This is a genomic window from Advenella kashmirensis WT001, assembly GCF_000219915.2.
Lineage (GTDB): Bacteria > Pseudomonadota > Gammaproteobacteria > Burkholderiales > Burkholderiaceae_B > Advenella > Advenella kashmirensis.
Genome location: NC_017964.1, coordinates 2,252,966 through 2,277,054, shown reverse-complemented (window position 1 = coordinate 2,277,054; position 24,089 = coordinate 2,252,966). Strand labels below are relative to the sequence as shown.

Here is a 24,089-nt window from a genome sequence, read left to right as displayed (position 1 = left end):
GACTGCATTGCGCAACGATAAGGGGACGCCGCCGTGCCTTACTGTTGTTGTGAAAGCGCTGTACGAGTCAGGTCGTGCAGCGAGGCAACGGTTGCGATGCACGCCTGTGCAGCTTCCTTACCTTTGATCTGGAAATGCTCGAAGAAAAAGCGGTGCTGATCTTCACCTTCAAATAGTTCACGCGGAGTGAGTACGCAAGACAATACCGGCACGCGCGTTTCCAGCTGCACCTGCATCAATCCTGAAATAACCGCCTGGGCGACAAACTCATGGCGATAGATACCGCCGTTCACCACCAGCCCGGCTGCGACTACAGCAGCATAGCGGCCACTTTCGGCCAGCAGCCTGGCGTGCAAGGGAATCTCAAAGGCGCCCGGAACACTGATGATATCAACGCAGGAAGCGTCCTGGCCGAGACCGGATACTTCTTCCAGAAATGATAGCCTTGCCTGCTCTACGATATCGCCATGCCAACCGGCTTCAATGAAGGCGATGCGACGGGATGCGAGCCCCGGCAGAGATTGATCGATTACTTTGTTTAACATGGAAAACTCCTGTTTTTGAACATATAAAAACAGGGCATGGATAGCTAGGGAGATGCATGGCGCGTGCATTGCAAGATGCCGGGCTTATATGCCAAGTCATAGTTCGGCACAACATGGCAAACCGGCAGCAACAAATGCATAGCCAGGCACACTGGCATGGCCAGCGGTGTCCCGCTCTCTCTTTATCCGGACTATGACCGTCGGCCCTGGAATCACACCAGGTCTGCTGACCTTGCTCATGCGTGAGGAACTGCTGCACAGGCAAGCGCTCGCGGGCTTAGCGTCTTGTACGCCATTACCGCCGGTGGGGAATTACACCCCGCCCTGAGAACGTGCGGCACCTCATCGGGTGTGCCGAGAAGCTCCGCGCACGAATTGTAGCACCGGATTTGCGTGTATGGAGGGCTACGCTAAAAACTTGCATCATCAAATCCGGCCCAGTATTTTCATAACATGCAATATTTACATTCGCGCTGCAACAGTATTCCGATCTGGCGCCGGATTCACCAGATGAGAGCAATAGCAACGATCTGTCCCTCCTCGGCAATGTGTCGACAATTCCCCTCCACACAGATGCTTGTTGTTTTCCGCTATCATCGCAACAGCGGATAAATCATCAATCGGCTCTAAAATCGAGTCTAATTCACATGTGATTTTTGAAAAGGATAGATGATGAAAGACTATTACGGAGCGCGCGCTAACGAATACGACAGAATCTATTTAAAACCTGAACGACAGGCAGATCTTCAAAAATTGCAGATGTGGTTGCCTCCCATGTTTGCCGGCCGATCAGTGCTGGAGATCGCTTGTGGCACCGGCTACTGGACCCAATTTTATGCACCATTGGCCAAGCGGGTTGTGGCGCTGGACGCCGCACAGGAAACTCTGGACATTGCAGCTGGGCGTATCACCGCGAACAACGTTCAATTGCTCCGGGGGGATGCGTACGAACTCCCGGTTTTCGATGCGTCCTTTGATGTCGCTTTTGCCGGATTTTGGTGGTCACATATTCCGCAGGAACAAATCCAGGAATTTCTTACCGGGCTTCATCGGGTACTTGAACCTGGCGCCAGGGTTGTCTTTCTTGATAATCGCTTTGTGTCCAGCAGCAGCACGCCGATAGCGGAGCGTGACAGTGCAGGCAACACCTATCAAATTCGTACGCTAGACGATGGATCAACGCATCGGGTGCTCAAAAACTTCCCGACACGGGAACAACTGCTTGCTGCGGTGTCGTGGTATTCGGCGTCTTGTAATTATCTGGAGTGGGAATATTTCTGGGCGCTTGAGTACACCTTGCATCTGCCTTGAACAGCTCGGGAATACTGGCGGATTGAAAAAAGGCTGGGCTCATTGCCCGGCGATTGTAAACATAGCCGGGTAGTATATTTTGACAAAGTGACAGGCCCAATTAGTGTATAAATGTAGGGGTCTATTCAAAGGAGCTTTTATGAAACAACTCATCGCCGCGATCCCGTTGGTCGTGCTCGCTGCCTGCCAGGCGCCGACCCCTGGGCGAGCTCAGAACCCGAGCCAGACCCAGACAGAAGATCAATGTGGTGCCAAGAGTCATCAGAGCCTGGTGGGCACTAAGGACAAGGCGCTGGACAAATCTACGTTACCCAAGTCCGCTCGAGTTATTTATCCTGATTCAGTTGTCACTATGGATTTTTCGGCAGAGCGCTTGAATATCCACGTGGGCAAGGACGGGAAGATTAGCCGCGTAACTTGTGGCTAGCTGCAAGGGCGTAATTAGTTGCGTTGCGTTAAGCACGCTTTTTTTCGGGCAGGCCATGAGTGAGTGGCCGCTTTGCAGCCAAGGGTTATTTTCTTAGATAACTCTTGCGTCCTGAGTCGCTGTAGCAAAACTTCCCGCCTCTGGGGCCGGTGCAATAATTGCCGCTACGACAACCGCACCCGGCGTCTTTTTTGACAGACGGCGCCATGTTGCGATTATTGGAAAACAGTCGCGCTGCCGCTGTGTTGCCACTCCCATGCGTCGCCGAGCAATGTTTTTTTGATCCGCTTACGGACCCGTCATTGCATATAAATGTTTCTCCCTGGCAATGGGAAATGCCGCCTTTGGCGCCCGAGCATGGATAGTTTCGAGCCATCGCCGGCGGCATGGCTAAACAGGGCAGCATCACAAGTGTGAATGTTAGCACTGCATTCCTGGTTAGCGAACTATGAAAAATCCTGCTTCGTTTGCGCCTAGCAACGTTCAAACGTACTTCCTGCCCCGCGCTGCATGATCTTCGCGCTGGCGCTCCAGATACCATTTGCGTGATGCCAGATCGGTGACGTTGGTGTCCAGCCACCGGCGCAGCTCCGCTTCTTCGCGTTGAAAGTCGCTTTCTAAGGTTTTTAGATAATGTATATTTTGTTGACTCAAATCGTCCATCCTGGCCTCCTTGTGGGCGGTTCGCGGTAAAGCATCAGGACGCAAGAACCCTTGCGTGATTTTCCTTTTGTGAATATAACATTTATCTAACAAAATACATATTCCGTTACCTGTGGTCGTGATTTTTCAGATATTTGAACCAGACTAGGCTGACCACTTAAATACAAATGAAATGTAGGTTGACCATGCACCAGATCAGAGCAAATAATACCGAACAGAAGATACAATTATTTACAATATTTCCTTTCAGCAAATGCGCTACCGCAGCCATTTCTTCTAAAACGACATCTTGCAGGGCAAATACGGTTATTCTGGTTGCCAATAACGAGGAGCATCCATGAAGACCATATTTTATATCGCGACCGTGGCCGCATTGGCAGGATGTGCAAGCTCGAATCCGTCGCTGCAGACTCAATCGAATGTAGATTTGAACAAATACGCCGGTACCTGGTACGAACAGGCACGGTTACCCAATAGCTTTCAGCGAGATTGCGCAAGCGATGTGCGAGCCGATTACTCGGTGCAGCCGGGTAATACGATCAAGGTAGTTAACCAGTGCAAACAGAAAGATGGTAGCGAGAAAACAGCCCAGGCAGAAGGGCGGCTTGCTGCCAATGACACTGCCCCTGATTTTTCAAAACTGCAGGTACGATTTGCCCCCAAGTGGATGTCGTGGCTTCCAATGGTGTGGGGCGACTACTGAATAATAAAGATTCATGGGGATTATAAATATTCATTGGTGGGGACCCCAAATCGCCAGTTTTTGTGGGTTCTCTCGCGGGAAAAGCAAGCTGATCAACGCGTTGTCAATGAGCTACTTGCCTATGCTGCAAATCATGGCTTTGCAGTTCAGGAAGTGACCCGAACACCCCAGTAAGCGATCCGAGTGATCTGTAGATATACTGCCGCCGGGTTGCCAGAAACCGACGTGGTGTTGCTCAGTTCCAGCGTGTTGGTTTTCGGAGCTAAATTGCGGTCATCATAAAGGAAATAGCACATGGCAACGTTTTCCATAAACGCAACTGGTCTTTGCGTTTGGTTTTTTCATAGTTTCGTGCACCCGATCCACGCGAGCCTGCTATAAAATGGGATTTTTTGATCCAGCAGGAGCGCACACAATGCCTATCAACCGTCTTTGTCGACTTAGCCTGATGCTGTGCCTGGCGGTGTTTGTCGCCGGATGCTCCGGCGGCGGTGGTATCGGTTCTTCTCTAGTCGGCGAGTGTGCCTGGTATCGTGGCGGTTGCTCCTATGAAGGGCCCTACGACGATGACGAGAAAGACTACGCCGAAGAGGAAGCGGCCAGGCTAAACAGAGCCCAGTCTGCACGACTGGGCGGCGGCTGGTTCTGGTAAGTACACCAGCTTGAACAATGTCATTAACATGGCCTCCGCGAGGCGGCGTCGGCAAAACAGCCGATAGCCGCAGGCGCAGATGTTGCGCGGATCTTAATAACAAATGTAATGTCTTGCTGAAGGTAGTCGTTTATATTATGTGAACATCGACCAGTGAACATCGACAAGCCTGTGGCCATTACTTTATGATGGTCGATTCAATAGCTTTTTTGTTATTAACAACCAATTGCAAAGTGCGTACCAAGTGTGTTGCAACCTTGGGAAACGTTGGATTCAGGCGCACAGAATCATCTGTGCGTTCTTCTGAAAGCGATTAATTAGATTCCGGCCGGCCTGGCTTGTCACGGCACATCTATAGCTATCGGAAATAAGGAGTCTCAAATGAAAGTTCCTGTTCTGGGTTGCGTGATGGTGTTGGCATCATTGTTCTCGTATGAAACCGGCGCGCAAAATATAGCCCTGGAGTCCAGGGAGTATAAGCTCGGAATCGCCGTAGACCGAGTGCCGCGCGAGGCGGTTGCCGTGGCTGAGGCAATAAGAAAGCGCCTGAATTTGATAAAGAAGATAGAGCTGCGTGGCAAGAGGCAATCGCAGGTGCAATTTCTTGATACCGATTCCTGTGCTTTGGCAAAAAACGCCATGCTTTTACGGGCACGGACCAAGCTAGGCGGCAAGCCCCGGCTCACTTTAAAGATTCGCAATCCGGACATTCTGGCCGTGGACACCATGCCTATTGCATTGGCCAGCAAAAAAAGCGTCGGCATTGAAGATGATTACAGTATTGGAAATGACGGCAAACCGGCCAGCAATTTTTCCAAGTCATTTTCATTTGACGGTACGATCCCCAACCAAATGGCAGACATTAGCAGCCAGATCGTCAATCTGGAACACATCGGCGTAGATCTCTCCCAACAGCCTTTACGAAGCGGGCCGCTGGTTGCCGAGACTGTGTTTGTGTCCAGGCCGGTAGTAATTACAGATCAATTGGCAGCCGAAGTTGAAATTTCGCTTTGGTACGAACAGGCTGGTGGGGCATTGCTGGCCGCTGATGTATCCTTTACGATTGAGGCGCCATTTGACTATCTGCAAGTGCAGGCAGCGGATAAATTGCTGCTGGACTTTTCCGAGGCTTTAGGCCAATTCAGAGGTGCGAGCGCGGAGAAGGCGCTGGCGGTCATTCCGGCACGCTGTCGATAGCCACTTTTCCTGGCGTAAAGATCGAATGCCATTTTGGTTCCAGTCCCAGGCTACGCAAAAGGTGAAGGTTGGAGTGGTCGCGGATGCACATTCGGGCAGACGCTGTGGCACGAGCGCCATAAGCGATAAGACTCTCTCCTTAGCGAGGTCTTATCGCTATAGCCTGGCGTTTCTGGATTGCTCGGATCGCCTTGGCTAGTATTTGTTATTCGTCCTTGGATAGCAGGCAGCGATAGATCAGGCCGCCGGCAATAGCTCCAACAATTGGCACAATCCAGAAAATCCATAGTTGTGATAACGCCCAATCTCCCTGGAAGACGGCTACGCCTGTGCTTCGAGCCGGATTGACCGACGTATTGGTTACCGGGATGCTGATCAGGTGAATCAATGTAAGCGCCAGGCCGATGGCAAGCGGAGCAAATCCTGCTGGTGCGCGCTTATCGGTGGCACCATGAATAATAATCAGAAAGAAAGCAGTTAGTACAAATTCGGCAATAATTGCAGCCGTTAGAGAATAGCCGCCCGGCGAGTGCTCGCCGTAGCCATTGGACGCAAATCCACTGGCAGAGACGTCAAATCCTGCTTTGCCGCTGGCTATCAGATACAGCACACCGCCGGCAATAATGCCGCCGATCACTTGAGAAATAATATACGGCACCACAGTGGAGAAGGGGATGCGTCCGCCGGCAAAAAGACCTAGCGTTACCGCCGGGTTAAAGTGACCGCCAGAAATATGGCCTACTGCGTAGGCCATGGTGAGTACCGTCAAACCGAAAGCCAGCGCTACACCGGCAAATCCTATTCCCAATTCCGGAAAGCCTGCGGCAAGCACCGCACTGCCACAACCACCGAAGACCAGCCAGAATGTTCCAAATGCCTCTGCACTACATTGCTTAATCATTTCTCTTTCCTTTGTTGTGTAGGTTGTGGGCAAATTATGCGATCAATTGCTAGTGCAGACAATCAAATAAAGGTCAATTGGATCCGCAAAGATTAACAAAATGTATCCGTCGGTATTGCTATGAAATGACTTTCATATCCCAGACAAAGCGCTCGTGGCGAGGTGGGATAGAAGTTCGGTTTGAACCTGGCTGGTTTTTCGTTAATTACTTCGGTATTGGAAAGGACGATTTGCGTATAGGTGAACAAAACATTAGATTTAGCAGCCCAAACGGGATCGGAATATGACGTTGTCAAGGCGTGGGCGCATACAAAAAATACGGTTTCGTCTGTTAAAAATTTTTATATTGATGCTTTACCTTTTGATCCTGTTTTAAATAGCAGAAAGTGGACTTGCGGTCCGTTCAGATCGCCCTGCAGGCATGACCAATACTGGGTTTGCTGTTTATCCGACATAAAGCGTAAATATTGGTGAATTAATCCAATAAATTGATTTCGATTAATTTTTCTTTTCAGAGAAAAATACACAATTCCGGGCGAACAAAATTGACTCCATTAAGTGTCGGATCGTGATTCGCAGCGCCCGATTCGTTTCTTGTGCTGTTCGGTGGCACTATAGAAAACGGATTTCCTAAGCATGCACGCGATGACCAGGCTGAAAAGTCCTGCTTGAAGCCGGATTGAAATATTCGAACGCGCCTGTCGAAAATTTGAACTGGATCATACGCCAAAGGCTACGCTAGACTTCAATCCACATTTGACTCTGTGAAGATTGAGAATTTTTATGCTGGCTGGCGCATTAAAAGGTATTCGGGTTGTCGACTTGTCCCGGATATTGGCAGGACCCTGGTGTACTCAGAATCTGGCTGATTTGGGGGCCGAAGTTATTAAAGTAGAGCGACCAGTAGCGGGTGATGATACCCGTCAGTGGGGGCCTCCGTATCTTGAAACCGAATCCGGCGAGTCAATGTCAGCCTATTTTATGTGCTGCAATCGGAATAAAAAATCAATATGCCTGGATTTCAAACACGCGCCTGACCGGGAACGGTTGCTGGAGCTCATTCGCGGTGCCGATGTGCTGGTTGAGAACTATCGGGTAGGTACGCTGAAGCAATATGGCCTGGATTATGAAAGCGTCAGGCATATCAATCCGCGCCTGGTGTATGCGTCAATCACCGGTTATGGTCAGACGGGTCCGAAATCTGCCAGACCGGGCTACGACTATATATTTCAGGGCCTGGGCGGGCTGATGAGTTATACCGGCCACGCCGATGGTGAGCCAGGGGCAGGCCCCTTGCGCACCGGTGTTGCTGTGGTCGACATTACAACTGGCATGTATGCCACGTCCGCCATACTGGCTGCGTTGTTCCAACGCCATGGTACAGGGCAGGGTACATGGCTGGATCTGGCCTTGTTTGATGTCGCAGTGGCCATGAATGCAAACCAGGCAGCCAACTATCTGATTTCTGGAGAAAACCCCGCCCGTAGCGGAAACGCGCACCCGAATCTGGCGCCTTATGAAGTATTCAGGGCAAGTGATGGTTATCTGATTCTTGCCATTGGTAATGATACCCAGTTTGCACGCTTTTGCGCATTCTGCGATCGCAGCGAGCTGGCAGACGATCCGCGATTTTCGACCAACAGCGAACGCATACGCAATCTACCTTCGCTCAGAGCGGTACTGGCAGACATTCTCATTACCGAACCCAGAAATCACTGGACTGCGGCACTGGATAACCTGGGCATTTCCTGGGGAGCCGTTAATACGCTTGAAGACGTTTTTGCCGATGAGCAGGTTCGCCATCGCCAAATGCTGCAAACCGTTGTTCATCCCACCCTGGGGCAAATCCCATTGATCAGAAATCCGATGCTTGCCCCCGGATCTACACCGTGTCCTGTCCCACCGCCATTGTTGGGCGAGCACACCAAAGCAGTGCTTGACTAAACCGATACGGATAACAGTAAAGGAGACATGCAGTGAAAATATCCATTTTTAAATACAGTCTATGCGCGGGTCTGGTGACGGCAGCATTGCCGGCCATGGCCGCTTTTCCTGACAAGCCGCTCAAGCTCATCGTACCCTATGCGCCTGGCGGCACCACCGACCTGATAGCACGAATCGTTGCCTCTGGGCTTGGTGATGTTCTGGGGCAGCCTGTGGTCATTCTAAACAAGCCGGGTGCGGGCGGGGCGATCGGCAGTGCGGCGGCAAGCCGTGAAACGCCAGATGGCTATACACTGGTGATGGCGGTGGAAAGTTCCCATAGCGTCAATCCCAGTGTCCAAAAGCATCAGATGTATGATCCGATCAGGGACTTTGCGCCGATCAGCAATCTGGCCAATGTGCCCGGCGTACTGGATATCCAGGCGTCCGCTGATATAAAGACATTTGATCAATTGGTGAAGCAACTGAAAGCGAATCCGGAGAAATTCTCATTTGGTTCATCAGGCAATGGCGGATATAGCCATTTGTTCGGTGAACGGTTTCTGAAAGCGACCAATACCAAAATGCTGCACGTCCCATACAAGGGGCTGGGGCCGGCGCTGACCGATTTACTGGCAGGCCAGCTCAATGTGGTATTTGATAACTATCCATCTTCCGCAGGTCAGTTAGAAGCCGGAAAAATCCGTGCGCTGGCGGTGGCTTCGCCCACCCGGTTAAAACAGTTGCCGGATACACCTACCTATGCAGAGGCAGGGTATCCGCAGTTGAATACACCATCATGGTTTGGTCTGGCAGCTCCGGCCGGTGTTCCTGACGCGAAACTGGATACATTGAACAGTGCTGTGAAGAAAACGCTGTCCGATCCGCAAGTCATTGCTGCGCTGCAGAAACAAGGCGCAATCCCGGCTTATACGACCCGTCAGGATTTTGCAGACATCATTCGCGATTCAAATGAACAGTGGCGGGCCATAGTAAATGACATTAAATTTGAAAAACTGTGAGAAAGAAATGACAACAGCAACCGAATACGCACATGCCTCTTTTGCGATTGACGAGCAGGGAATCGGCACGCTTTGCATCAAAAACGCCGGCACGCTGAATATTTTGGGAACTCCGGTTGTGACCTCTTTGCTGGATGCGTTTTCTGATCTGAAAAACAATCAAAATCTTCGCGTTTTGATTCTGCGTGGCGACGCAGACAAAGCGTTCATCGCCGGTGCAGATATCAAGGAAATGGCAACGTTCGACAAAGGGCAGGCGATCACATTCATTGATCTGTTGCGGCAACTATGTGAGGCGGTACGCCTGCTTCCTGTGCCGGTTATTGCACGGATTCCAGGCTGGACGCTGGGAGGTGGCCTGGAATTGGCACTGGCGTGTGACCTGCGTATATGCGCGGACAACGCCAATCTGGGGATGCCGGAAGTAAAAGTAGGTATCCCGTCCATTATCCATGCGGCACTGCTGCCACGCCTGATCGGCGGCGCACGGGCGTCCTGGTTACTGTTGACAGGTGAAGTGGTCAACGGGCGGCAGGCACTGGACATGGGCCTGGTTGATGCAGCGGTTCCGCTTGCAGACCTGGACACGCACATAATGCAGGTAGCTGCTGGCCTGGCTCAATGCGGGCCGCAAGTGCTTGCGCAGCAAAAGCGCTTGCTGCGCGAATGGCAAAACGAACCGTTGCAGACGTCAATACAAAATAGCGTTCGTGAGTTCGGAGATGCATTTGAGACCGGCGAACCACAAAAATACATGGGCCAGTTTGTAAAAGACAAGCAGAAAAGCAAGTCTGCGTAACTGATGTCGCGGTCCGACATCGGGCCGCTGCTTATCGTGTTTCTCTTTGGGGTTTGAAGTAAGCCAGTACAATATGTTAACTGGCATATTTCAAATGAAAAGGAGCGCTCGTGCGCTACGAATTAAAAGATCTCCGTCTTTTTCTGGCTATCGTGCAAGCGCAGAACCTGTCTACCGGCGCGGAACGCATGCATATGACTGCATCGTCAGCCAGTTATCGGCTCAAAAATCTGGAATATACCGTGGGCAGCGCACTGTTTTTGCGTACATCCAAGGGCATGATCCCCACCTCGGCTGGTGAGGTATTGACCAAGCATGCAAAGAAGTTGCTGGCAGAAGTGGAAACGATGCATGCGGAGTTAAGTCATTATGCGAGTAATTTGCGCGGCAGTATCCGACTTCTGGCAAATAGCAGCGCGCTCAATAGTTTCATCATCCCCAGTGTGACACGATTTCTAACGTCAAACGCCGGCATTGATATTGATCTGAAAGAGAAAGAAAGCCTGACGATAAGCCATGCCATCGTAGAAGGCGAGGCCGACATAGGCGTGGGCGCTGATCTGGAACAGTTGCCCGGGCTGAAGCGCGAACTCTATGCGATGGACCGGCTTGTATGTGCAGTTTCTCCTGATCATCCACTGGCTGGCGTGAACATTGTTTCTTTTGAGGATGTGTTGGCCTACGATCTGGTTAGTATGGACCGTAGCAGCAGCAACTTTCACTTTCTGGCCAATCAGGCAAGGCTGACGGGCAAACCCATGAAAACCGGGTGCATGTACATAACTTTAGCTCAACGATCTATATGGTTGAGTCAGGCGTGGGCGCCGCCATTGTGCCAGCCAGCGTCGTGTCCGAAAGTGAACGCATCGGGCGTGTAGTGCCATTGGCCATCAGCGACTCCTGGGCAGTGCGTCATCTCTATCTGGTCAGAACAGCGGATTCTGAAAAAAATGAATTGGTAAGAGAGTTTGCCCAGATCTTGTTAAATGATCCCCAGATCGTGGCTGCGCGTATTCAAAAGGAATAGGTGTACATTATTGCACTATTGATGCAGCACTGCCTGTGCCCGGCTGACGGACCATAGGCAGCACTGCGGTTGCGGACAGGTGATTGTCCGGGTTTTTGATGACGTGCCAGACCCGCATGTTACCAGCGGTGATGGCCTCGTCCACGATAGCCACGGTCTCGATGCCATCGGTCTCGGTAATCATAGTGGGAATGACGGTCTGAAAAGCCGTCGCGGTCATACCACCGTCCGCCTCGACCGTGATCGTGGACGATACAGCCCGATAGCAAAATGAGTGATAAAAAGATTGCGGTTGTGCTAAGCAGTTTCATTTTTGTACCCCCGAACACAGGTTATTACCGCTTTGATAATAAGTCCAAGTTGCGGGCGAGGGCATGTCTGAACCGTTAACGGCATTTCAGTGTGTTACCTGCTGAAGCGACCGAGCGTTTGGGGGCTTCTGTGGGCCAACATTCGATGCCATTGCGGCTATCAGCGGGCGATCAGTCATGGCATTGATCATTTCAGGATGTGCCGTGAAGATCGCGGGATTTAATGCTCTGGCTCTACGGCCACGTCTCTGACATCACATGACCTTTTACCGACGATCCGTTGCTTAGCTGTACCGCTCAGGATTTATCGCTCAGGATCTATTACGGTTATTCCATGCGCCGCTATTTCGGTCGCGATTGTGCCAGTCGCGAGTCGCTTTGTCGCTGCTATTCCAGTTGCCGTCGTGGCGGCTATCTGTACCCGGTCCATAATTACCGTCAGTTCTGTCGTACCGCGAATCAACCTGCCCGGATGTAGAGCGATCATGATGACGATATCGGTCATCTGAACCATGCATGGCGCACCCGGTGATGGCGGCCAGAGAAAGAACTACAGCACCGGTTGTGATGGCTTTCATTGACTTTCCTTGTTGATGGTGATGGAGTTTTTAGTTAAACACAGGATAGGGAACCGCCGCAGTTCGGATGGGTTACGCCCGGTATCGGGATGTTACCCGGAGCGCAGGCAGTGCCGGCGTTGTTCCGATGTTGCCGATAAGCGATATGAAATCGGTAAAATAGGCTGTCCGGGACCGATGGGATCTGCAAGCCGTGGCGCAAAACCCGGTAAGGCCGATCCAGTATTTTGCCCAGATCAGGTCCCTTGGCGCGATCCGTATCTGCGGTTTCGGCTGTAGATCCTGGTCGTGCCCACTCATTCACAGGCAATAGAAACACAATGACCTTGCTTCATACCTATCAACCTATTATGACACTGCCATCTGCGTCCCTGGATATTATTGGCGACATTCACGGTGAGTATGAAGCGCTCAGGCAGCTGTTGGGCCACCTCGGTTATGACAGCCTTGGCTGCCACGCAGACCGGCGTAAACTGGTCTTTATTGGTGATTTGTGTGATCGCGGACCCGACAGCCTGCCGTGGTTCGGCTGGTGCGGGGTATGTCAATGCAGGGAATGCCATTTGTGTTTTGGGCAATCACGAACTAAATATCCTGCGAGGGCTGCGCAAGGATGGCAATAGCTGGTTCTGGAATGAAACGGTTGAGGGTGACGAGAAATTCGGCCAAATGTGCGCTCTTCCCAAGGCCGAGCGGCAATCCGTACTGGATTTTTTCTCCAGTCTGCCTATTGTTGCCTGCAACAGCCAGTTGCGGGTGGTGCATGCGGCCTGGCACACGCCGTCTTTTAATCAGATCAGCTCCCAGACAATGACATCCATTGTTGAATATTTTGATGAACGGGAACGGCAGACCAACGATGTTATCCGCGGCGATAGCCGGTTTCAATATTATGTCGCAGAGCAAAAGCAATGGCGGGCGCATATTCCAGACCAGGCGCAAGCGGTTCCTTTTCTGGGTGCAACGGCCTATATGCGCGAGCTCAGACAAATGGCCAATCCGGTTCGGGTGTTGACGTCAGGTGTGGAAACGGCCGATAGCGAGACTTTCTTTAGCGGAGGAGAGTGGCGCTTTGTGCAACGTGCGCGCTGGTGGGACACCTATACCGAAGCGGTGCCGGTCCTAATTGGCCACTACTGGCGCAACCCCCAGGACCAGCCGGTTAGCGCGCTATCTCGCGGTCGCGACCTGTTTGCTGGTGTGGCGCCGTACGACTGGCACGGTGCTCGCGCCAATGTGTTTTGTGTGGATTATTGCGCCGGCGCCCGGTTTCTGGAACGTTCTGGTCTGCTGGCACAGGGGCAGACCAGGCTTGCCGCCATGCGCTGGCCCGAGCGTACCCTTACGTTTGATTCGGGGGAACAGATTGCCACCGGCAATTTCGGCAGACAGGCAGCTGCTAAACCGCAACAGGTTTTTATCTGCCTGGAGCAATTCGGGCATACCCCTGTTGAAAATTCATCGAAATAAATGCAATATCTGTGCTATAAGAGATGTGATCACACAACAGACAAGCGGGCCAATCCCACCGACTGAGCAAGCGAGATCATTCACGGGTGAGCCTTGCCAGATCGAAAGATCAGGCAATTTAAGATAACAAGAATTTAGAGACGACAAGAATTTAGAGATAAGAAGCAATTTGAGACAACAAGCATATTGAGTCCTGGAGGAGGGAATAATGGCTGGTGTAAAACGTAGAAGTTTTCTGAAATCGATATCCGCTGTCACAGCGGCATCGGCTTTCGGGTTGAGCTATTCAGATGTGATTCTGGCGCGCCGGGCCGATTTTCGGCTCAAGTTTGCCAATAACCTGCCGGTGTCTCATCCGATGAATATCCGCGCCAAGGAAATGGTCGATGCCATCAAGAAAGAAACGGACGGCGCTGTCGATATTCGTGTGTATCCGAGCAGCCAGCTGGGTAATGACACCGATACGCTCTCTCAGATCCGTGCCGGCGCGGTAGACTTTTTTACGCTCTCGCCCATTATCATGGGTACGCTTATTTCCAAGACGCAGATTTCCGGTATTGGTTTTGGCTTCAAGGACTACGACCAGGTCTGGAAGGCCATGGACGGTGAGCTGGGCGCGGCCGTGCGCGAGGAAATCGAGAAGGGCTCAAACCTGACTGCTTTCGATAAAATCTGGGATAACGGTTTCAGGATCATTACCACCAGTTCCAAACCGGTCAAGACGCCTGACGACCTGACCAGTGTCAAACTGCGTGTGCCGCCAAGTCCGCTGTGGACATCCATGTTCAAAAGCCTGGGTGCGTCGCCAACTACCATCAATTTTGCCGAAACGTATTCGGCCTTGCAGACGCATATCGCCGATGGCCAGGAAAATCCGATCACGCTGATAGAGACAGCCAAGCTGTACGAGGTACAGAAATATGCCTCGCTTACCAATCACATGTGGGATGGTTTCTGGTTCCTGGCCAATCGGGACAATCTGGCCAAGGTGCCCAAGGATATCCAGGAAGTGATTCGCAAGCATGTAATGGACGCCAGCCTTAAAGAGCGGGAGGATCTGGCCAAATTGAGCCTGACCGTCAAACAGACGCTTGAAGGCAAGGGTATGGCCTTTAATGAAGTAGACACCAATGCTTTCCGTGGCAAACTGAAAGATGCCGGTTTTTATGAAGAATGGAAAAAATCCTTCGGTGATCCGCTATGGTCAAAACTGGAGCAATTTACCGGAGCGCTGTCTTGAATGTAAGTATTGCCAGTCATTCGGCTGGCGTCAATACCCATATGCTTTCCAGAAGTGTCGTCGCCGTCAAGACCGCTGTGATGCGGCTGGTCGGTTTGCTGGCCGTCGCGATGCTGGTGTTCGAGTCGGCATTACTATTTACCGGCGTGGTGTTTCGCTATTTTCTGCATAAACCCATTATCTGGTCAGACGAACTGGCACAGTCTGTTTTTATCTGGTTGTGCATGTTTGGCGCCGCGCTGGCGCTGGACCGGCACGAGCATATGCGGTTGACTGCAGTGGTGGCGCGTTTCTCCAGGCGGGCTCAGAACTGGTTTGAAACACTGGGGCTGGTGATTATTCTGTTATTTGCCGCGTATCTGATCGGACCCGGCTTTCATCATGCCGGCGGCCAGATGGTGGTTACCTCGCCGGCGCTCAATATTCCCGATGGCTATCGGGCACTGGCCATTCCGGTGGGCATGTGCCTGTTTGCCTTTATTGCCCTGAGTCATTTGCTGGCGCATTCGCGCTGGCAGGACATTATTTCTGCGGCAGCCGTGGTCGCGGTGGTGGGCTATGCACTCTGGTACTTTGCCGATTTTCTGTACGACATCGGTAATCTTAACCTGATCGTTTTCTTTGTGCTGGTGCTGGGCGCTTGTGTGATGAGCGGCGTGCCTATTGCCTTTTGTTTCGGTATCGCCACGCTTGCCTATATTGTCAATATTGCGGAAGTGCCAGCATCCATTGTCGTGACCCGCATTGATGAAGGCGCCTCGCATCTTGTGTTGCTGGCCGTGCCACTGTTCGTGGTATTGGGCGTCTTGCTGCAGATCAGTGGCATGGCGCGCAAGCTGATTGATTTTATGTCATCTATACTGGGCCATATTCGGGGCGGACTCAATTATGTCCTGCTGGGCGCCATGTTCCTGGTCTCCGGTATTTCCGGCTCCAAGGTGGCAGATATGGCGGCGGTGGCCCCGGCACTGTTTCCGGAGATGAAACGCAAGGGCGCCGACGAGAACGACCTGGCAGCGCTGCTATCGGCTACCGGTGCGATGACCGAAACCATTCCGCCCAGCCTGGTGCTGATTACGATTGGCGCCGTATGTGGCGTATCAATCAGTGCGCTTTTTATTGGCGGGCTGGTGCCGGCCCTGGTGTGCACCCTGGCCATTGCCTTTGTGTGCTATCTGAAGTCCCGCAAGAACGCACAGGATACACGTGAACGCGCCAAGCAGCCGAAATTGGCCGCACTTTTGTTTGGGCGCTGCCGGTGCTGATCCTGCCGATCATTATTCGGGTGTGCGTGGTCGAAGGCGTTGCCACGGCGACAGAGGTGGCCTCCATTGGTATTGTGTATGTCATTATTTATGCAATCATCGTGCAACTGGCTACCGGCGGCGTGGAAAAATCACGAATTTATCCCATGCTGATCGAGGCAACCTCGCTCTCGGGCGCGATTCTGCTGATTATTGGCGTTGCCACTGCAATGGCCTGGGCGTTGACTCAATCAGGATTTTCCACCACGCTGGTTGAGTTCATGACGCATATTCCTGGCGGAGTGTTCGGCTTCATGACGGTGAGTATTGTGCTTTTCGTTTTGCTGGGCAGCATCCTGGAAGGGATTCCCGCCATTGTGCTGTTCGGTCCGTTGATTTTTCCGGCGGCACAAGCCATGCATATTCATGAGGTGCATTACGCGATTGTGATCATCCTTGCGATGGGCATCGGGCTGTTTGCTCCGCCATTGGGTGTGGGCTTTTATTCGGCCAGTGCGATCAGCAAGGTCAATCCGGACAAGGTTATTCCGAAGATGTGGCTTTATTTGGCCGTGCTGCTGGTAACGACCTTTGTGATTGCGTTCGTGCCGTGGTTTTCTATCGGGTTCCTTTGATATATACGTTCTGATGTTTTACTCCGTATAGGTGGTGCAGTATGAGCGAAAGTTCTGCAAGTGATGTGCGCGTGGCGGTAATTACCGGTGGCGGCAATGGTATCGGCCGGGCAATTGTGGAGGCTTTTGCGCATGCCGGCTACCAGACCATGATCGCCGACGTCAACGAGGCGGACTCACAGGCGTTGGAAGCCTCGCTTAACGGGCGATCACTGCGTGCTCGCTATCACAGGCTGGATGTGGCGGACGCCGACAGCATTGCGCAGTTTTTCGCCACTGTCGAACGTGATTATGGTCGCTGCGATGTTCTGGTGAATAATGCCGGCATTGCCAAAACCGTAGCCTATCTGGATTATCCGAAGGACCATTGGGATAAAGTCATGCAGGTGAATGTAACCGGGCCGTTTCTCATGTCACAGCATGCAGGGCGTCTGATGCAAAAAAGACAATCCGGGCGTATCGTTAATATTGCATCTGTGAGCGGCGAACGGGCAAGCTGGGGCAGGGCGGCCTATGGCACATCGAAGGCTGCTGTTTTTGGGCTGACGCGGCAGATGGCCCTGGAGCTGGCCGAATTCGGCATCACGACCAACGGGATTGCGCCCGGACCGGTAGATACACCGCTTACCCAGCAGTTGCATACGCAGGCTACCCGGGACGAGTTCATTGGCTCAATACCCATGGGACGTTACGGTACACCGCAGGAAATTGCCCAGGTCTGCCTGTTTCTTGCTTCCGAGGCCGCCTCTTATATTAACGGTCATGTAATCCCGGTGGATGGCGGTTTTCTGGCGGCAGGTATTACTGGACATTGACTGCTTGTGTCCATTTTCATGGTTTCAACTTAAGGGAGTCGATCGCAATGCATGTGTCAATGACGGGCTGGGCCCATTCGAAATTCGGGAAAATGGATGGCGTCGATCCTGAACAGATGATAGGCGACGTGGCACTGCAGGCGATTGCCCATGCTGGTCTGGAGCATAGTGATATAGATTCGCTGCACGTTGGCCACTACAACGGTGGATTTCTATATCAGGATTTTCCGTCCTCGCTGCTGTTCAACGCTATTCCGGCACTGCGATTCATTCCGGCAGTACGGCTGGAAAATGCCTGCGCCACGGGATCGGCGGCGCTGCATTCCGCGCTCAACGCCGTTGCCAGTGGACGCAGCCGCTATGCGTTGGTGCTTGGCTTTGAGAAAATGTCGGAGCTATCAACACCGCAAATCGGTGAGGTTCTTCTCAAATGTTCTTATGCCCGGGAAGAGGCGGCGGTCGCCGGTGGCTTTGCCGGGCTGTTTGGCAACGTCATTGCCAAAACCTATTTCGATCGCTATGGAGATCAGTCTGACGCGCTGGCGATGATCGCTGCCAAGAACCACCATAACGGTCTGTCCAATCCGTACGCGCATATGCAAAAAGATTTCGGCTTCGAATTCTGCCGCACCGAGTCTGAAAAAAATCCCTTCGTGGCCGGCCCCCTTAAGCGCACCGATTGTTCGCTGGTATCGGATGGCGCGGCGGCCATTATTATCTGCCGGGATGAGGATGTTCGTAATGGCAACAATCACGTCCGCTTTCTTGCAACGTCGCAGGTCAATGATTATCTGCCCATGAGCCGCCGTGACCCTATTGCTTTCGAAGGCGCAACGCGTGCCTGGCAACAGGCGCTGGCCGACAGTAGTCTGAGCCTGAATGAACTGTCATTTGTGGAAACCCATGACTGTTTTACTATTGCCGAACTGATTGAGTATGAGGCCATGGGGCTGGCGCGCCCGGGCGATGGCGCCCGTGTCATTCTGGACGGCATTAGCGCCCGCGATGGGCGCTTGCCCGTGAACCCGTCAGGGGGGCTCAAGTCCAAAGGGCATCCCATCGGCGCGACGGGCGTATCCATGCACGTTATGGCTGCCATGCAACTGAGCGGGCAGGCCGGCGATATGCAACTGCCTGTAGCCGATCGAGCCGGTGTCTTTAATATGGGCGGTTCTGCAGTAGCCAATTATGTAAGTATTCTTGAGCGCGCCTGATGCGCGCGTGATATGCCTGCAATCGCGCAATGGGCGCAGGTATCGGATCAATCTGGAATGGTGTCATGCTCAAGCCGGTAAAAAATATTGGTAACTTTCTGACAGACGTTAGCTTGCGTTTCGCGGATCTGCCCGGTCTTATTCACGGTGATCGCATCTATAGCTGGCGTGAACTGAATGCCCGGGTCGACTCGCTGGCGCATGCCTTAAGACAGCTTGGCATAAGCAAGGGTGACCGCATTCTGATCCATTCGTCCAATAATGTGCAGTTGTTCGAAAGCTGCTGGGCAACCTTCAAACTGGGCGCTATCTGGGTTCCCACCAACGTGCGCATCACAGAATCGGAGATCGCTTATCTTGCTTCTGCGAGCAGGGCGTCGGTCGTTATATATGACGATGGGTATGCAGATCACGCCAACAGCTGCTGTCATGCTGCTGACTCTGTCAGACACGTGATCGCCATAGGCGAACCGCAACAGGATGAGCACAGTTACGATGGGTTGGTGGCACAGCACAGAGGCGAAGGTCGCTTCGATGCGGTCGATGTGGATTATGAAGATCCCCTCTGGTTTTTCTTTACCTCCGGCACCACCGGATTTCCCAAAGCAGGCGTGCTCTCGCACGGACAAATGGCGTTTGTGATTACCAATCATCTGGCTGATCTGCTGCCCGGCATTGACCAGTATTCGCGCTCGCTCGTGGTTGCACCGCTGTCGCACGGTGCCGGAATTCATGCTATTGCCAATACAGCCCGTGGGGCTGCCAGTATATTGCCGTGTTCGGCACGGCTCGATTGCGTAGAGGCATGGCAGTTGGTTCAGCAGTATCGCGTAGATAACATGTTTACGGTGCCAACGATTGTCAAGCGCCTGACGGAAGACCCTGCAGTGGACCAGTTTGATCATTCGTCATTGAAATACGTGATTTATGCCGGAGCGCCCATGTACCGCGAAGACCAGAAATACGCATTGCGCAAATTGGGCAAGGTGCTGGTGCAATATTACGGGCTGGGCGAAGTGACCGGCAATATCACGGTGCTGCCGGCGCACATGCACCAGCCGGATGATAGCGCCGCTGACGCCAGGATCGGTACCTGCGGTTATGCCAGAACGGGCATGGAGATAGCTATCCTGGATGAGGACGGCAGGCGCTGCAACATCGGCATCACAGGTGAAATTTGTGTGCGCGGCCCCGCGGTATGTATGGGTTATGACAATAACGCTGCAGCCAATGAAAAAGCATTTCGTTATGGGTGGTTTCATACCGGTGATCTGGGCCATCTGGATGAGCAGGGCTTTCTGTACATTACCGGGCGTCAGTCCGATATGTATATTTCCGGTGGTTCCAATGTGTATCCGAGAGAAATTGAAGAGGCGTTGCTAACGCATAGCGCCGTTTCCGAGGTGGCCGTGTTTGGTGTGCCTGATCAAAAATGGGGTGAGGCCGGCGTTGCTGTGGTGGTGTGCAAGAGCGGCTGCAGAACGGACGAGGTAGCGTTGAACCGCCATCTGAATGGCAAAGTGGCACGATACAAGTATCCGGCCAGATATTACTTCTGGGATTCCATGCCGAAATCGGGCTATGGGAAAATCGTCAAAAAAGACTTGCGACGGATGGTGCAGGATGATGCAACGGCTTAGCTCAAGAGTGCTGTCGCTGGCCGGACAGGGCCAAAGCAACTGGGTGCTTGATGTACCCGAAGACGTATCGATCTGGGAATGGGTGTCAAGCGCCTTTGTCCAGCACGACATTCAAAGCGCGCACCTGGATGTAATGGGTGGGCATCTTCGTTCGGCCGTTTTTTATACCGGTTATCCTGATCCGGCCGGCAAGCGCATTGCTCAATATGGCGCGCCTAACCACACCGGCAATGCGACGCTGATCTCGGCAATGGGAATATATGGAAAGGATAGGGACGGCAAGCCCCTGTTGCACTGCCACGGTTGCCTGGTGACCGGCAATGGCCAGACGCAGGGCGGCCATCTGGATACACAGCAATGCATCGTGGGGCAGACAGGGATACGCATATACGTGACGACGACAAGCGAGGTCGAATTTGCCGCCAGACTGGATTCTACCTCTGGTATGTATGTATTTCATCCGCAACTGGCAGAGCAAAATGATGGTACTGCCGATCGCGCCGCAGTCTCCGCTGCGCACGAACGTTGAAGTTTAGCCTTGAACAGCAAAGGAACAGAGGTATGGAATCCAGTATCAGGCATTGCCGGGTGGGCCGTGTAGTTAATGCCCGGTTTTTCTGCAATGATGATCTTATCACCGGCATGGAAGATATCTGCTGCGAGCATGAAATTGCTCAGGGCGTCATCAAAGGCGGACTTGGCAGTCTGTTCAAATCCAGCCTGGAGATCATGACTGATGAAGGTGTTCCGCGCACTATCAATGTTGAGGGGTTCGCGGTGGAAATCCTTAGCATGAACGGACACGTGCGCCGTGATCGCTTAGGGAAAACCGAAGTGGAGCTCTATGGCATTGTGGCCAATAATGCGGGTGAAGTGTTTGCTGGCAGATTCATCAAAGGAGGCTCGCCCGTGTGTATCACGATAGAAGTCATGGTGCAGGAATGGCTGGATTAAATCGGGTGGCTTGATGGGGTCGTCCTGCAGCGTTTAAGATTGCATGACTGCAGGCGCCTTGGACTGCCGGTTTTTGAAAAAAAGTCCTGCTTGTTGCGCTACCATCTGCCAATAATGCCCTTGCAATGGCATATACGGCGGTCATGTCCAGCGATTGCGGGAAAAATTGACGGCAGGGACTGAATCTGCCGCCATTTTCAGGCTGTTCGTATTTCTTTATTGCCGAGGTCGATATTACGGAGATCTTTATGGCTTGGCCTACATTGTTACACCCAACGGCCAAGGCGCAAACTCGTTCTGTCCATACCCATGCAGTTCGCTCTTGGTTTTTTTGCCTGAGGCCGCATCCAGCATCATGCGATAGATTTTTTCCCCCAGGCTGTCTACCGTTTCTTCACCGCTGATGATCGTGCCACAGTTGATATCGATATCTTCTTCCTGGCGCTGCCACAAGGCGTTGTTAGTACTCAGCTTGAGCGAAGGTGAGGGGGTACAGCCGTAAGCCGAGCCGCGACCGGTTGTAAAACAGATCAAATTGGCGCCCGAAGCGACCTGGCCGGTAGCCGATACCGGATCAAAACCTGGTGAGTCCATGAATACCATGCCTTTTGCCGTGACTGGCTGCGCATATTCGTAAACGTCATTAAGGTTGGTCGTGCCGGCTTTGGCCACCGCGCCCAGCGATTTTTCCAGAATGGTCGTCAGCCCACCAGCCTTGTTGCCGGCTGACGGATTGTTATTCATTTCGGCAAAATTGCGTTCGCAATAATCTTCCCACCACTTGATGCGAGCAACCAGCTTTTCTCCCACTTCGCGGCTGACGGCGCGCTGGGTCAGCAAATGCTCTGCGCCATAAATTTCGGGCGTTTCCGAAAGAATGGCAGTGCCACCGGCGCGTACCAGGCGATCAACTGCTGCACCCAGCGCCGGATTTGCGGTAATGCCGGAATAACCGTCAGAACCGCCGCATTGCAGGCCCACCGTAAGATGCGATGCAGATACCGGCTCACGCTGGACTTGGTTGGCGGCAGGCAGCATGGACTTGACCACCGCGATGCCTTTGGCCACGGTTTTCGCGGTGCCGCCAGTATCCTGAATGGTAAAGGTTTGCAGGTTAACGCTTTCTTTCATGTTGCCGGACGCAAGAATGGCCGAGATCTGATTGGACTCACAGCCCAGGCCAACCATCAGCACCGAATGAAAATTGGGATGTTTTGCGTAGCCGACCAGGGTGCGCCTGAGCGTTTCCACAAACAGGCCCTCGGCTGCGTGTCCACAGCCGGTGGCATGGGGCAGGGCAACTACGCCGTCCACGTTGGGAAAGTCTGCCAGCGCTGCAGGATTGATATCGCGACGAAAATGATCGGCAATCGCTTTGGCAGCCGTCGCCGAACAGTTGACGGAGGTGAGAATGCCGATGAAGTTGCGAGTTGCAACCCGTCCGTCTGGCCTGATATAACCCATGAACTGGTCAGTATTTTCGTTGACTGGCACATCCTTTGTATGGGAGCCGAAGTCATAATCACGTTCGAAATCCATCATGGTCATATTGTGCGTATGAATATGCTGGCCGGCGCGAATGTCGCGGGTCGCCTTGCCGATAATTTGATTGTAGCGACGCACCGGGCTGTCTTTTGCGATATCCACGGTGGCGATCTTATGCCCGGCAGGAACCAGCCCAAGGACGGCGATCCCATCCTCGGTATTGCCCTGCATCAGCTGTTCAGTTGCAATAATGACATTATCATTGGCATGCAGTCGTATCGTCTTCTTCATTGGGTTCCTCTGGATCTCACTTTGAAATAATGGGTGGTGTATTAGCCGATGATGGCCATCAGGCGTTGATGGGCGCGGGTCAAATGGCGTTGCATGGCGGCTTGTGCCTGCAACGGATCGCGATCTTCAATGGCCTGGCAGATCTGCTCATGTTCCTGCATGGCCGCCAGCCAGGCCTGCTGATCGTCAAAATGCCGGTGCATAGTGCGGGCAATTGGTCGATAACGCTGATCGAACAGGCCGGTAATGGTCTGCATGACAAGTTGATTGTCTGTGCTTTGTGCCAGTGTCAAATGAAAAAGTCTGTCTGCATCGGCCATACGGGCATTGGTGGATACATCGTTTTGCGCCATGGCCTTCTGCATATCGGTCAGGCTTTGCCTGAGTTTTTTGCGCAGGCCGGGCGCCATGAAGCGAGCCGCTTCGGCAGCCACGGCAGACTCCAGGAAATAGCGCATCTGGTTGACTTCTTTCGGGCTGTCTTCGGCGATGCTGTGCAGATTCAGCGCGGCGTGGGCAGCAGGTGCACCATCAGAATCGTCGTCCGGCATACCTTCTGCCAGGGCTTGTTGCCCATTGTCAACTTTGTCTGCTGTTGCCTGAACCCCAGGCCGAAGCTCGATACGAGGTGCCTTGTTGGCGCCCGCATGATCGACCTGTCCTACTGATTCTGTTCGCACGGCGCGGTTTTTTACATAAATGCCGGAGCCAATGCGGATTTCGACTTCATCCTGCAGTTCCAGAACGATTAGTGCTTCGCGTAGCGTTGGCCGCGACACGCCCAACTGCTGGGCGAGCTCTCTTTCGGATGGCAGGCGAGCTCCCGCAGTGATATGCAGATTCGCAATAAGCGTGCGCAATTGCGCAGCCGTTTGCAAATAGGCTCTTGAGGCTACTTTGCGCGATGAAGAGGGGGTGTCGGAAGTCATTTTTTCAATTGAAACCAGATTAAATCCAATATAGGGGATTCACCCCGAGTGGTCAAACCAATTATGGTGCAAATATGCATTTTATAGGGTTTTCTATAAGTGGTTTTACCAAT

Annotated in this window: 24 protein-coding genes, 2 pseudogenes and 1 riboswitch; of the genes and pseudogenes, 19 read left to right on the top strand and 7 right to left on the bottom strand. The window is 52.7% G+C overall.

The annotated features are described in order from the left end of the window. Positions 1 to 38: 38 nt before the first annotated feature. The gene (locus TKWG_RS10620) at positions 39 to 545 is read right to left on the bottom strand and encodes a 6,7-dimethyl-8-ribityllumazine synthase (protein ID WP_014750838.1); all 507 of its coding nucleotides are present in this window, start codon (positions 543 to 545) and stop codon (positions 39 to 41) included. Between the two features lie 169 nt (positions 546 to 714). Continuing rightward, positions 715 to 881: riboswitch (FMN riboswitch) on the bottom strand. Positions 882 to 1,214: 333 nt separating this feature from the next. Between TKWG_RS10620 and TKWG_RS10615 the strand changes: the two genes are divergently transcribed. After that, positions 1,215 to 1,856, top strand: coding sequence for a class I SAM-dependent methyltransferase (locus TKWG_RS10615; RefSeq protein ID WP_041709354.1), 642 nt, complete (start codon positions 1,215 to 1,217; stop codon positions 1,854 to 1,856). Between the two features lie 139 nt (positions 1,857 to 1,995). Next, positions 1,996 to 2,283, top strand: a complete 288-nt coding sequence (locus tag TKWG_RS10610) for an I78 family peptidase inhibitor (RefSeq protein ID WP_014750836.1) — start codon at positions 1,996 to 1,998, stop codon at positions 2,281 to 2,283. 483 nt (positions 2,284 to 2,766) lie between these two features. Here the strand turns inward: TKWG_RS10610 and TKWG_RS10605 are convergent, their stop codons facing one another. Beyond that, positions 2,767 to 2,946, bottom strand: a complete 180-nt coding sequence (locus TKWG_RS10605; RefSeq protein ID WP_041709350.1) for a hypothetical protein — start codon at positions 2,944 to 2,946, stop codon at positions 2,767 to 2,769. A 337-nt stretch (positions 2,947 to 3,283) separates the two neighbouring features. Here TKWG_RS10605 and TKWG_RS10600 point away from each other — a divergent pair. From TKWG_RS10600 to TKWG_RS10590, 3 genes and pseudogenes are all read left to right on the top strand, one after another. Then, positions 3,284 to 3,823: pseudogene (locus tag TKWG_RS10600) on the top strand (lipocalin family protein). Between the two features lie 241 nt (positions 3,824 to 4,064). Continuing rightward, positions 4,065 to 4,301 (top strand): hypothetical protein, encoded by a 237-nt coding sequence (locus tag TKWG_RS10595; RefSeq protein WP_014750833.1) that lies wholly within the window; start codon positions 4,065 to 4,067, stop codon positions 4,299 to 4,301. 381 nt (positions 4,302 to 4,682) lie between these two features. Then, a complete protein-coding gene (locus tag TKWG_RS10590; RefSeq protein ID WP_014750832.1) occupies positions 4,683 to 5,498 on the top strand; it encodes a hypothetical protein in 816 nt (271 codons plus the stop codon). 205 nt (positions 5,499 to 5,703) lie between these two features. On the opposite strand, the gene aqpZ is transcribed toward TKWG_RS10590, so the two are convergent. Continuing rightward, a complete protein-coding gene (aqpZ, locus tag TKWG_RS10585; protein ID WP_014750831.1) occupies positions 5,704 to 6,399 on the bottom strand; it encodes an aquaporin Z in 696 nt (231 codons plus the stop codon). A 783-nt stretch (positions 6,400 to 7,182) separates the two neighbouring features. On the opposite strand from aqpZ, the gene TKWG_RS10580 reads away from it, so the two are divergent. The 5 genes from TKWG_RS10580 (at position 7,183) to TKWG_RS27095 (ending at position 11,170) form a co-directional block, all read left to right on the top strand. After that, complete coding sequence (locus TKWG_RS10580; protein WP_014750830.1) at positions 7,183 to 8,343, top strand: CaiB/BaiF CoA transferase family protein; 1,161 nt, start codon at positions 7,183 to 7,185, stop codon at positions 8,341 to 8,343. A 32-nt stretch (positions 8,344 to 8,375) separates the two neighbouring features. Next, the gene (locus TKWG_RS10575; protein ID WP_014750829.1) at positions 8,376 to 9,344 is read left to right on the top strand and encodes a Bug family tripartite tricarboxylate transporter substrate binding protein; all 969 of its coding nucleotides are present in this window, start codon (positions 8,376 to 8,378) and stop codon (positions 9,342 to 9,344) included. Between the two features lie 7 nt (positions 9,345 to 9,351). Next, positions 9,352 to 10,143 carry an enoyl-CoA hydratase gene (locus TKWG_RS10570; RefSeq protein ID WP_041710113.1) on the top strand — a complete coding sequence of 264 codons (792 nt, stop codon included), beginning with the start codon at positions 9,352 to 9,354 and terminating at the stop codon, positions 10,141 to 10,143. Between the two features lie 110 nt (positions 10,144 to 10,253). Further along, on the top strand, positions 10,254 to 11,021 hold the full coding sequence (locus tag TKWG_RS10565) for a LysR family transcriptional regulator (protein ID WP_050981590.1): 768 nt from the start codon (positions 10,254 to 10,256) through the stop codon (positions 11,019 to 11,021). Further along, on the top strand, positions 10,946 to 11,170 hold the full coding sequence (locus tag TKWG_RS27095) for a LysR substrate-binding domain-containing protein (RefSeq protein ID WP_407636841.1): 225 nt from the start codon (positions 10,946 to 10,948) through the stop codon (positions 11,168 to 11,170). The genes TKWG_RS10565 and TKWG_RS27095 overlap by 76 nt, the downstream gene beginning before the upstream one ends. A gap of 7 nt (positions 11,171 to 11,177) precedes the next feature. On the opposite strand, the gene TKWG_RS23635 is transcribed toward TKWG_RS27095, so the two are convergent. After that, entirely contained in the window at positions 11,178 to 11,390 is a 213-nt protein-coding gene (locus TKWG_RS23635) for a hypothetical protein (protein WP_014750827.1), read from the bottom strand. Positions 11,391 to 11,792: 402 nt separating this feature from the next. Continuing rightward, entirely contained in the window at positions 11,793 to 12,059 is a 267-nt protein-coding gene (locus TKWG_RS10555) for a hypothetical protein (protein ID WP_148274524.1), read from the bottom strand. Between the two features lie 320 nt (positions 12,060 to 12,379). Between TKWG_RS10555 and TKWG_RS27090 the strand changes: the two genes are divergently transcribed. From TKWG_RS27090 to TKWG_RS10515, 9 genes and pseudogenes are all read left to right on the top strand, one after another. Further along, the gene (locus TKWG_RS27090) at positions 12,380 to 12,682 is read left to right on the top strand and encodes a metallophosphoesterase (protein WP_148274523.1); all 303 of its coding nucleotides are present in this window, start codon (positions 12,380 to 12,382) and stop codon (positions 12,680 to 12,682) included. Continuing rightward, a complete protein-coding gene (locus tag TKWG_RS10550; protein WP_179944028.1) occupies positions 12,630 to 13,529 on the top strand; it encodes a metallophosphoesterase family protein in 900 nt (299 codons plus the stop codon). Before TKWG_RS27090 ends, TKWG_RS10550 begins: the two co-directional genes overlap by 53 nt. A gap of 208 nt (positions 13,530 to 13,737) precedes the next feature. Continuing rightward, the gene (locus TKWG_RS10545) at positions 13,738 to 14,769 is read left to right on the top strand and encodes a TRAP transporter substrate-binding protein (RefSeq protein ID WP_014750824.1); all 1,032 of its coding nucleotides are present in this window, start codon (positions 13,738 to 13,740) and stop codon (positions 14,767 to 14,769) included. A gap of 41 nt (positions 14,770 to 14,810) precedes the next feature. Next, a pseudogene (locus tag TKWG_RS27085) lies at positions 14,811 to 16,648 on the top strand (TRAP transporter large permease). A gap of 41 nt (positions 16,649 to 16,689) precedes the next feature. After that, positions 16,690 to 17,463, top strand: a complete 774-nt coding sequence (locus TKWG_RS10535; protein ID WP_014750823.1) for an SDR family NAD(P)-dependent oxidoreductase — start codon at positions 16,690 to 16,692, stop codon at positions 17,461 to 17,463. A 47-nt stretch (positions 17,464 to 17,510) separates the two neighbouring features. Next, a complete protein-coding gene (locus TKWG_RS10530) occupies positions 17,511 to 18,677 on the top strand; it encodes an acetyl-CoA acetyltransferase (protein ID WP_014750822.1) in 1,167 nt (388 codons plus the stop codon). Positions 18,678 to 18,706: 29 nt separating this feature from the next. After that, a complete protein-coding gene (locus tag TKWG_RS10525) occupies positions 18,707 to 20,317 on the top strand; it encodes an acyl-CoA synthetase (RefSeq protein ID WP_014750821.1) in 1,611 nt (536 codons plus the stop codon). Next, positions 20,301 to 20,846 carry a PPC domain-containing DNA-binding protein gene (locus TKWG_RS10520; protein WP_171815155.1) on the top strand — a complete coding sequence of 182 codons (546 nt, stop codon included), beginning with the start codon at positions 20,301 to 20,303 and terminating at the stop codon, positions 20,844 to 20,846. The genes TKWG_RS10525 and TKWG_RS10520 overlap by 17 nt, the downstream gene beginning before the upstream one ends. Before the next feature lie 32 nt (positions 20,847 to 20,878). Further along, positions 20,879 to 21,271: a PPC domain-containing DNA-binding protein gene (locus tag TKWG_RS10515; protein ID WP_014750819.1), complete on the top strand. Its 393-nt coding sequence runs from the start codon at positions 20,879 to 20,881 to the stop codon at positions 21,269 to 21,271. A 258-nt stretch (positions 21,272 to 21,529) separates the two neighbouring features. On the opposite strand, the gene TKWG_RS10510 is transcribed toward TKWG_RS10515, so the two are convergent. Next, the gene (locus tag TKWG_RS10510) at positions 21,530 to 23,047 is read right to left on the bottom strand and encodes a UxaA family hydrolase (protein WP_014750818.1); all 1,518 of its coding nucleotides are present in this window, start codon (positions 23,045 to 23,047) and stop codon (positions 21,530 to 21,532) included. A gap of 41 nt (positions 23,048 to 23,088) precedes the next feature. Continuing rightward, positions 23,089 to 23,976: a FadR/GntR family transcriptional regulator gene (locus tag TKWG_RS21485; RefSeq protein ID WP_050981588.1), complete on the bottom strand. Its 888-nt coding sequence runs from the start codon at positions 23,974 to 23,976 to the stop codon at positions 23,089 to 23,091. Positions 23,977 to 24,089: the final 113 nt, after the last annotated feature.